Annotated in this window: 7 protein-coding genes and 1 pseudogene; 5 read left to right on the top strand and 3 right to left on the bottom strand. The window is 64.2% G+C overall.

What is annotated here, in order from left to right:
• From AC50YC_RS19605 to AC50YC_RS19595, 3 genes are all read right to left on the bottom strand, one after another.
• Window positions 1-398, bottom strand: a 398-nt coding sequence (locus AC50YC_RS19605) for an alcohol dehydrogenase catalytic domain-containing protein (RefSeq protein ID WP_494954945.1), incomplete at its 3' end; no start/stop codon positions are given.
• Window positions 399-438: 40 nt separating this feature from the next.
• On the bottom strand, window positions 439-1890 hold the full coding sequence (locus AC50YC_RS19600; protein ID WP_494954944.1) for an aldehyde dehydrogenase: 1452 nt from the start codon (window positions 1888-1890) through the stop codon (window positions 439-441).
• A 60-nt stretch (window positions 1891-1950) separates the two neighbouring features.
• Complete coding sequence (locus AC50YC_RS19595) at window positions 1951-3309, bottom strand: MFS transporter (protein ID WP_494954943.1); 1359 nt, start codon at window positions 3307-3309, stop codon at window positions 1951-1953.
• A gap of 172 nt (window positions 3310-3481) precedes the next feature.
• Here AC50YC_RS19595 and AC50YC_RS19590 point away from each other — a divergent pair, with 172 nt between their 5' ends.
• The 5 genes and pseudogenes from AC50YC_RS19590 to AC50YC_RS19570 all read left to right on the top strand — a co-directional run.
• Window positions 3482-4315 (top strand): PaaX family transcriptional regulator, encoded by an 834-nt coding sequence (locus AC50YC_RS19590; protein ID WP_494954942.1) that lies wholly within the window; start codon window positions 3482-3484, stop codon window positions 4313-4315.
• A 171-nt stretch (window positions 4316-4486) separates the two neighbouring features.
• Window positions 4487-6061, top strand: coding sequence for an FAD-dependent monooxygenase (locus AC50YC_RS19585; RefSeq protein WP_494954941.1), 1575 nt, complete (start codon window positions 4487-4489; stop codon window positions 6059-6061).
• Window positions 6054-8090, top strand: a complete 2037-nt coding sequence (locus tag AC50YC_RS19580) for an acetate--CoA ligase family protein (RefSeq protein WP_494954940.1) — start codon at window positions 6054-6056, stop codon at window positions 8088-8090. The genes AC50YC_RS19585 and AC50YC_RS19580 overlap by 8 nt, the downstream gene beginning before the upstream one ends.
• The gene (locus tag AC50YC_RS19575; RefSeq protein WP_494954939.1) at window positions 8087-9760 is read left to right on the top strand and encodes a (2,3-dihydroxybenzoyl)adenylate synthase; all 1674 of its coding nucleotides are present in this window, start codon (window positions 8087-8089) and stop codon (window positions 9758-9760) included. Before AC50YC_RS19580 ends, AC50YC_RS19575 begins: the two co-directional genes overlap by 4 nt.
• Window positions 9761-9769: 9 nt before the next feature.
• Window positions 9770-9956 (top strand): annotated as a pseudogene (locus tag AC50YC_RS19570) (cupin domain-containing protein); the annotation flags it as partial.

The raw sequence follows: 9956 nt of genomic DNA, 5'->3' as shown, positions 1-9956 counted from the left end.
TGGGAGGAGATCACTTCCCCGTCCTTGCTCAGTGCCGTGGTCCCGTCGGGCCTCCGGCCCCCGAAGTCAGCGGCGAAGAGGTTCTCGCAGTACGCCATCTGGCCGGAGCGGCAGCGGTCGCACTTACCGCAATACGCGGCAGCGAGCAGGACGTGGTCACCCGGCTTCACCGTGGTAACCGAATCGCCGATCCTCTCGACAATCCCGGCTCCCTCGTGTCCAAGGACGGCCGGCAGGGGTGTGGGATAAACCTGGTCACGCACGATGGCGTCCGTGTGGCAGACACCGGAGGCCACCATTTTTACGAGCACCTCGTTAGGGCGGAGATCGTCCAGCTCAAGTTCTTCAATCGTGAGGGGTTGCCGTGGCTCCCGGGCCACTGCTGCGGTTACCTGCATAGTCGTTTCATTCCTTTTTTCGGATGCCTCGGGCTCGGACTTAGAAGGGGTATTGCTGGTCGGACTGCTCCACGGTGATCCACTTCAGCTCGGTGAACTCGTTGATGACGGCCCTGCCATCGAACCTGCCGTAGCCACTGTTTTTCATGCCGCCATAGGGAGCCTGGGCTTCGTTCTGGACGGTTGCCCCGTTGACGTGCACGTGTCCTGCTTGGATCCGCATGGCAACCTGCAATGCCCTGGTGCTGTCGGCGCCGAAAACGGCCGCAGCTAGACCATACTCCGTATCGTTTGCGACCTGGACCGCCTCTTCGACGCCGGAAACGCGGACAACCGTGGTGATCGGTCCGAAGGTTTCCTGATCGTAGATGGACATTTCGGGCCGCACTTTGTCGATGATGGTGGCCGGCATCGATGCACCGTCGGCACGGGCACCGACGACAAGTTCGGCTCCCTTGGCGAGTGCATCATCGATGAGGCCGTTAATCCTGGGGCCTGACTCTTCGCGGATCATGGGGCCGACGATGCAGGCTTCGTCGGTCAGCGGGTCTCCGGCGGCCAGCTGCGCTGCGCGGGCTGCGAACTTGGAAACGAACTCGTCGGCCACGCTCTCGTCAACGACGAATCGTTCGGTCGACATGCAGATCTGGCCCTGGTAGAGGAAGGAGCCGAAGACGGCCGCATTGACGGCGCCGTCAAGGTCCGCGTCGTCGAGGACGACAAACGGTGCCTTGCCGCCGAGCTCGAGCAGCACTGGTTTGAGGTACCGGGCGGCCTTTTCGGCAATGATGCGCCCCACTGCCGTTGAGCCGGTGAAGTTGATCCGGCGGACCGCCGGGTGCGCAATGATCGATTCGACAACCCGATCGGAGTCTTCCGCGGTGCTGGTCAGGAAGTTCAGCACACCGGCCGGAAGCCCGGCCTCGTGCAGGACCTCGGCAATGATCGCATGGGTCTTCGGGCTGGTTTCCGATGCACGGAAGACCACGGTGTTGCCGCAGACGATGGGGTACGCGATGGCCCTGGCCGCAAGCACGCCTGCTCCGTTCCAGGGAGCCATGCTGAGAACAACCCCGGCGGGCTGCCGGACCGTCATCGAGAGTGTCCCCGGCTTGTCCGTCGGGAGGGTCTCCCCCTGGATCTGGGTGGCGAGCCCGGCTGCTTCGCGGAAGAGCTGCGCGGTGAGGAAGACGTTGAACCCGGCCCAGAGCTGGGCTGCACCAACTTCCGACATCATGGTTTCGATGAACTCCGGGCCGCGCCGCTCCATGATGTCTGCGGCTTTGAGCATCACAGCCCGCCGCTCGGTGGGGCCAGTGGTTGACCAGGTGCTGAAGGCCTGTGATGCCGACTCAACGGCGTCGAGCGCGTCGTCGACGCCCGCTGCCGCGCTTTCGGTCACGAGTGCACCCGTCACCGGGTTGCGCCGCTCGAACGTCTTGCCTTCACGGCCGTTCCGGGGCTGGTTGTCAATGATGAGTTGCGTTTGCAAGTGGACTCCTTAGTTGGATTCTGCCGGGTAAGCCAGCACTCGGGCTTGGCAATACGATCTTTAGTGCTTGGGCGTGCTGCCGGAAATGTGAGGCTCAGACGTCGCTGAAGCAGTGTCCGTGGATGCGGCGTCAGCGAGGCGCGGTACGGTCAGGACCGCGACGACGCCGATTGCTGCTGCTATCGCCCAGACGGAGAAGTTGATGAAGTTGCCCAGTGAGGCGGCCACCAGCACGCCGCCGCCCGAGATGGCGAGTACGGCGCCGATCCGTCCGACGCCGAGCGTGATGCCCAGGGCGGTCGCCCGGGTTGCGCCGGAGAAGTACGTTGCGACAAATCCGTTGACCAGGATCTGTGCGCCCACTGATCCGAAGCCGACCACCGCGACCAGCAGGTACATGACCGGAAGCGGCATGACGCCGGTTCCCATCAGAACCAGCGCTATTCCGGAACTCGCGAAGGCCGTTGCGGTCACCGGCCGGGGACCGAAACGGTCGGCCAGGCGGGAGGAAACGAGCACTCCCACAACGGCGCCGATATTGACTGTCAGCAGGAATGTCAGGGAGGAGGCCAGGGAGTATTTGGCGATGACCATGAGTTGCGGCAGCCAGGTATTAAGCCCGTACACGAGGGTCTGGCCACATACACCGGCCAGGCTGAAGAGGATCATGGCACGGAGCAGACGCCCGGTCAGCAGGGTGCGGAAACGGCCGTGCACAGGCGCGTCCCCTTGTGCCGGTGCCTCGGGCAGCGGCTCCAACCCGTACTCGGAGATAATGCGTTCCGCCTGCGCCCGGTCTCCCTTGGCGGCGAGGAATGCCGGTGATTCGGGAAGGAACTTGTACAACAGCGGCACGACGGCGATGAGTGGTACGCCACCGAGTGCCAGCATGCCCCGGAATCCCAGCGTGGGCAGGAAAGCGAGTGCGAGGAGCGCGGCGAGGATCCCGCCGACAGCGTATCCGGAGAACATCAGGGCGTTATTGAAGTTGCGGCGGTTCGACTTGGAGAATTCCACGGTCAGTGCAATCGCCGTTGGGATCACACCGCCCAGTCCGAGGCCCGCGAGAAAACGGAACAAGCCGAACAGCTCGGGAGTCGGCGCCCAGGCGGTCAGCAGCATCAGCAGCGAGAAGGAGGCGATGGAAACCATCATGACCTTCCGGCGCCCGACGATGTCAGTCAGGTACCCGATCAGGATGGCGCCAATGAACATGCCGGCCAGCGCATAGCTGCCTATGGCGCCGGTCTGCACCGGGGTCAGGCCCCAGGGTTCGTAGGCCAGGAGCTTGGGGACGATGGCACCGTAGACGACCAGATCGTATCCGTCGAAGACGATGGCCAGGAAGCAGAGAAAGATAACAGCGGCTGCCGATTTGCGGGGGCGAACCGGAGGTGAGACAGGCGATTGAAAAGCCATTGGGGACTCCAGGTGATATACACGACGTTGTGGCTGTGCCAGAGATGAGGGGTCGTTCGGCTGTGATCTGACCCACAACCGAATGTAACATAAAAGTGTTGTGCGTCAACAGGTGTGTTGCACATTCCCCTGGTGGACACCCAGCCCGGCAAGCAAACATTGGAGAAGCCTTATGCAGTGGAAACCCAGAGCCCTGATCCTGGATCTTTTCGGGGACTATCTCCGGTATGCCGGGAGCGAGGTCAAGCTGGCCGACATCACGGAGCTCCTCGCGGTCTTTGATATTGAGGCGGCCACGGTCCGCGTCAACCTCTCCCGCCTGCGCAAGGAGGGCTGGTTCACCACCCGGCGGGTCGGGCGGGAAACGGTCTACTCCCTGACCCCCCACATGCTGGAGATCCTTGACGAGGGACGCGAACGGATCTTCCGGCGGCGGGATGAAAGCTGGCAGGGGCGCTGGACCATGGCCATCTACCAGGTCCCGGAATCCGAACGCGCCGTCCGGGAACAGCTCCGCAAGCAGCTCGCCTGGCATGGTTTCGGCCAGCTGTCGCCATCGACCTGGCTGAGCCCGCACGACCTCATCGCCGAGGTCCGCGAAATTGCCGCCCAATATCCGCTGGCCAAAGTTGATGCCCTCTGGTGCGGGACCGGCGACCTCGAGGAGGACAGGGACCTTGCCGCACGATGCTGGGACCTCGAGCAGCTCGGCGCGGACTACCGGCAATTCATCCGCACCTACGCCGCCCTTGATGACGAGGCAGCCAACGCGGGCAAGGACGGGCGCACGGCACTCATCGAGCGGATGCAGATTATCGGCGACTTCCGTCGCTTCCCGTTCCGGGACCCCCACCTGCCCCTCGAGCTGCAGCCCAAGGGCTGGCCCAGCAGCGAGGCGTACAGCCTTTTTGGTGCAATCCACCGCCAGCTCGGTCCTGCCGCCACGGGATTTGTCTCCGGCATCATTGGTCAGCCCGTCGGGCAAGGCCAGGAGGTCGTCGCGTAACCCGACCGAGTCGCGGAAGCTGTTCTGGTTCGTCGAGGACGTCATCGCAAGGTCCTTGGCGTTTCCCCAGAACTATATGTAACAAATAGTTGACGATCCGCGGCGAATCGTTACATAATGGGAACGAGACGTAGCACACGTCCTCCCCAAAATCTCTAAAAGGTGGCATCGATGGCACTTCGCGTAGCCTGCATTGGCGGCGGTCCCGGCGGACTGTTCTTCTCAACCCTGTTCAAGCAGACCGTTCCCGACGCCGACGTCGTACTCTTTGAGCGGAACCAGGCAACTGACGCCTTCGGCTTTGGCGTGGTCTTCTCCGACGCAACGCTGAATCGGATCAACGACGCCGACCCCGTGGTTCGCAACGGACTCCGGGACTACGGCACCCACTGGGATGACATCGAGGTCTGGCTCAAGGGTGAACAGAAGTCTTTCGCAGGCAACGGCATGGCCGCCATTTACCGCAAGACCCTCCTGAAGCTCATGCAGGACCGGGCGGCAGAAGTCGGCGTCGATATGCGCTTTGGCCAGTACGTCCCCGACCTGTCCCAGCTCGCTGACTTCGATGTGATTGTGGGCGCTGACGGCGCCAACTCCTCCACCCGCGAACAGCTCGGCGACGGCTTGGGCCACACCGCCGAGACCGCCACAGCGAAGTTCATCTGGTTCGGCACCACCTACAAGTTCAATGGGCTCACCTTCGTTCACCGGCAAAGCGAATTCGGCAACTTCGCGGTCCACGGTTACCCGATCAGCGATGAGCTGAGCACCTTCATCGTTGAAACCGACGAAGACACCTGGCGGAAGGCCGGCCTCGATGAATTTGACGCCAGCCAGCCCCCTGGACCATCCGACCTCAAGACCCAGCGTTTCCTCGAGAAACTGTTCGCCGAAGACATTGCCGGAGAACCGCTGGTGGCCAACAACTCCCGGTGGGCGAATTTCCGCACCCGCCGCACCCGCTCCTGGCACAAGGGCAACGTCGTCCTGCTCGGGGACGCTGTCCACACCGCGCACTTCTCCGTCGGCTCAGGCACCAAGATGGCCATGGAAGACGCCATCACTCTGGTCCGCGAAATCGCGGCGCACCAGGACGACCTCGAACTGGCCTTCACAAATTACGAAGCCGATCGCCAGCCACAGGTCGCCAAGATCCAGAACCAGGCCCGCGGCGGCCTGAGCTGGTGGGAACACTTCGCCCGCTACTACAACTCCTTCGACCCGACCCAGTTCACCTTCCACTTCTTCTCCCGCAGCATCGACATCGACAAGATCCGCCAGCGCGACCCGGAGCTGGTGGCGTCTGCGGAACACGACTGGCTGGCCAGACACGGCAAGTCACCGCTGGAGACACCTCTGATCGCTGGTTCCGTCGAGTTCGCGGGGCGCCAGCTCTCCCTGACAGAGCAGAACGGTCAGGTGGCTTTGACCGGCCCCGGCGGCAGTATTGTCCTGAGCACCAACCCGGCCGACGCCGACGCCAACACCGGGCTGCTGCTCACCGCGCCTGATACCGAAGCGGGGCTGGCAGCCGCCTTCGAGCACCTGCCTGCCCGGGCTGCTGCCGTTGTCATCCAGGGCGGCAATCCGTTCACGCGGATCCTCCTTTCAGAGGAAGCCCGCCTGGGCCGCGGCCTGACAAGCGTCATCGTCGATGACCGGGGGCCGGTGTCGGCTCTGACCCTGGTGCTCTCCGGCCGGGCAGACGCCACTGCCGTGGAAGGGACGGAGAGCACCAATGCATAGTCTCACTCCCCTCTTCGCACCCCGCGGCATCCTCGTCGTGGGCGCCTCATCCAGTCCGGAGAAGCTCGGCGCCGTTATGGCGCAGTCCCTGTCCAACTACCCGGCTCCAGTTGAACTCGTCAACAGCCGCGGTGAAAACGGCATGCACACCAGCATCGCCGACGCCGCAGGAGCAATTCCGGGAGGACCCGATCTGGCAGTGCTCTGCGTACCTGCCGCAGCCACCGCCCAGGCACTGCGCGACAGTGCAGCGAACGGCGCCAGGGCGGCCCTTGTCTGCGCCGGGGGGTTCGCCGAAGCCGGCGGTCCCGGCGTCGAATTCGCCCGACAGGTGGAGGCAGCTGTCCGGGACACCGGCATTCGGCTGCTCGGCCCGAACACGTCCGGCTTTTTCGTGCCCCGGCGCAACCTGCGCGCCAGCTTCGTACCTGGCGTGGCAGAACTGGAACCGGGTTCGGTGGCCGTCGTGGCGGCAAGCGGCGGAGTCAACCACGTCTTGGCGTTCCACCTGCAGCGCGCCGGAGCGGGCGTCAGCCTTGCCGTCGGCATCGGCGCGGGCACCGATATCAGCGCACCCGATGTCCTCGACTACCTCATTTCCGATGAACAAACCAAGGCAGTCGCCCTGCACCTCGAAACCGTCGCCGACGGGCCAGCCCTCATCGACGCCGTTTCACGCCTCAGTGCCGTCAAACCGGTCGTGGCGTTGGTCGTCGGGCGAAATGACGTCTCTGAGTTCGCCCAGTCCCACACGGGTGCCCTGGCCACATCCTGGCGCACCACACGCGCGGTCCTGACGCAGGCCGGCGCCGTTATCGTCGACGACGAGAACCAGCTGGTGGCCGCTGTCACCGCTCTGGCCGGACGCAGGCTTGCCCCGGCGGCTGACCCCGGAGTCGGACTCATCACAGGGCAGGCAGGCCCCGGGCTGCTGATCGCCGATGCCCTCCACAGCGCCGGAGTGACGCTGCCGCGCTTGGCACAGACCAGCCAGGACACCGTCGGCACGCTGCTGCCGCCGCTGACCTTCCAGGCCAACCCTGTGGATACCGGCCGCCCTGGTCCCGGCTACGAGAAGATCGTGGCCGCAGTGGCCTCCGACCCGGCGATCGATGTCGTAGCGGTGTACGGACTGACCGAACCCGTCGCCGATCTCCCTCTCGCCGTCGCCAGTTCAGGGGTGGCTGACACAATTCCGTTCCTGATCGGCGTCGACGGACCCGACGGCGACCTTGAACGCGCGAAAAAGTCCGCGCAGCAGCACGACCTGCCACTGATCATTGGACCGACATCGCTGGCCCACGGGATTACGGCTTTGGTCAATGACGCCCGCGGACAATTCCAGCGCGCGGAAGCAGCCGCTGGAGCCTTCACCTGGCCGGAACTGGAAGGGCCCTGGGACGAGAACCGCGCCAAGGAACTCCTTGGCGCACTCGGCATCGCCACCCCTTCCCGGCGGAGCTGCAGCACCCGCGCCGCGGCGCAGGCCGCCCTGTCCGAGCTGGGCGGTCCGGTTGCGGTCAAGCTGCTCGACGCCGCAGTTCTGCACAAGACCGAGATCGGCGGTGTGCACCTCGGAGTGGCCTCCCCCGAGGCCATGGACCGTGCCCTGGACGGCCTTGAGGCCGCCGGTGCCCGCGAATTCCTGGTCGAAGCAATGGCTCCGTCGGGTATCGACCTGGTGGTCGGCGTCCGCCGTGACCCTGTCTTCGGACCGATCGCTGTGCTTGGGCTGGGTGGGACCACCGCGGAGGTCTTCGCCGATATTTCCATCCGTTCCGCTCCCCTGTCCGTCCGTGTGGCGGAGGGTATGCCCGGTGATCTCCAGGCGCGCGAACTCTTGTACGGTTTCCGTTCCGGGCCGATGCTGGAGACGAAGGAGTTGGCGGCCCTGCTGGTCAGGCTCGGCGATGCGCTTGTTTCCAATGACGCAATTGCAGAGATCGAAATTAATCCCCTGCGCCTGACCCATGAAGGGCTCGTGGCCCTTGATGCAGTTGTTATCAATGTCAAGGAGGACATGAAATGACCAGCCATACCAGTGAGGGCACCATCCCCTGGCCCGCGGACCTTGCGGCCGAATTCCGCAGCAGGGGCTACTGGGAAGACCGCACCCTCGGCGCCTACGTTCTCGAAACGGCCGACCGGCTGCCGGAAAAGATCGCAATAGTGGACGGTGACGTCCGGCTCAGCTACGCCGAACTGGCCAACAGAATGGATGCAGCCGCGGAACGCCTCCTGCAGTTGGGCCTGACAGCGGACGACCGCATCATGGTCCAGTTGCCCAACGGCTGGCAGTTCACGGTGCTGACCCTTGCGTGTTTCCGTGCGGGCATCATCCCCGTGATGGCTCTGCCGGCACACCGGCAATATGAGCTGTCGTTCCTCACGGAGCTCTCCGAATCACGGGCCATCGCCGTACCGGACGTGATCAAGGACTTTGACCACCAGGCGATGGCCGAAGAACTTGCGTCAAGCATTCCGTCCCTGGAGATCATCCTCGTTTCGGGTGCGGCGAACCCCCTGAACGTCCGTCTCGAGGAAATCCTGGCACCAGGCAAGGACGTGGCGGGCGCCCGCGCACGGCTGGACGCCGGTGCGCCGTCGCCTGACTCGCCGGCCCTGTTTCTGCTCTCGGGGGGCACCACCGGGCTGCCCAAACTGATTACCAGGACCCACAACGACTACGCCTACAACATCAAAGCCACGTCAGTTCCCACCGGAGTCACCGAGGACACTGTCTATCTGGGCACCCTTCCGGCGAGCCACAACTTTCCGCTGGCCTGCCCGGGCATCCTCGGAATCCTGTTTGCCGGTGGCCGCGTGATCATGCTGCCGACCCCCGAACCGCGGAAGGCCTTCGCCGCTATCGAATGTGAGGGTGTGACGCTGTCCACCGCGGTCCCCGCAGTTGCCCAGCGATGGATTGAGTACCAGCAGGAAGCAGGCACCAAGCAGCTGGCCAGCCTCGAGGTGCTTCAGGTCGGCGGCTCGCGCCTTCCGGACGAGATTGCCCGGAAAGTGAAGCCGGTCCTGGGCGCGACCCTGCAGCAGGTCTTTGGCATGGCCGAAGGACTTATCAACACCACCCGGCTGGATGATCCCGAAGACGTCATCTGCACCACGCAGGGCCGGCCCGTATCCGAAGCCGACGAGGTCCGCATCGTTGATGAGGCCGGCGAGGACCTGCCGGACGGCGTCCCCGGTTCCATCCTGACCCGCGGACCCTACACACCCAGGGGCTATTACCGCGCCCCCGAGGCCAACTCCCGGGCCTTCACCGCCGACGGCTGGTACGCCAGCGGTGACATTGTCGAGCGGCGTCCCGACGGAAACCTGATCGTCCAGGGCCGCGATAAGGACATGATCAACCGCGGCGGAGAGAAAATCTCGGCCGAGGAAATCGAAAGCCTGGTTTACCGGATCGATGACGTGACCATGGCAGCCGCGATCGCAATGCCGGACCAGATGCTGGGTGAACGGCTCTGCCTCTACATCACGGTCAAGCCCGGACGCGAAGTGACGCTTGAACAAATCCAGGAGCTGCTGCGCCGGACCGGTGTTGCTGCCTTCAAGATCCCGGAGCATCTCGTGGTCGTCGATGAACTGCCCACCACCAAGGTCGGCAAGGTCAACAAAAAAGACCTCCGCGCCGACATCGCCGAACGCCTGGCTGCCGCCGGCGCCCACGCACAGTAAAGGATTGCCATGACTGAGAACATCACCCATGAGACAGTTGCTGCCAGCCACGCCCTGGCGGAGCCCACGCCCGAGGAGGCTGCGCAGCTGAAAGAGCTGTACCGGGATTTTGACCGGGAGAACCTGATCCCGCTCTGGACCGAGATCGCTGACCTGATGCCGATGGTTCCGACGCCCAGGGCGGTGCCCCACATCT

This window comes from Pseudarthrobacter sp. MDT1-56, from assembly GCF_059383555.1.
This window is presented reverse-complemented; position numbering and strand designations above follow the sequence as displayed.

What these genes read in the sequence shown, in the direction of transcription:
- AC50YC_RS19595 (WP_494954943.1), bottom strand. Translation starts at nt 3,309, where the DNA reads ATGGCTTTTCAATCGCCTGTCTCACCTCCGGTTCGCCCCCGCAAATCG.
- AC50YC_RS19590 (WP_494954942.1), top strand. Translation starts at nt 3,482, where the DNA reads ATGCAGTGGAAACCCAGAGCCCTGATCCTGGATCTTTTCGGGGACTAT.
- AC50YC_RS19585 (WP_494954941.1), top strand. Translation starts at nt 4,487, where the DNA reads ATGGCACTTCGCGTAGCCTGCATTGGCGGCGGTCCCGGCGGACTGTTC.
- AC50YC_RS19580 (WP_494954940.1), top strand. Translation starts at nt 6,054, where the DNA reads ATGCATAGTCTCACTCCCCTCTTCGCACCCCGCGGCATCCTCGTCGTG.
- AC50YC_RS19575 (WP_494954939.1), top strand. Translation starts at nt 8,087, where the DNA reads ATGACCAGCCATACCAGTGAGGGCACCATCCCCTGGCCCGCGGACCTT.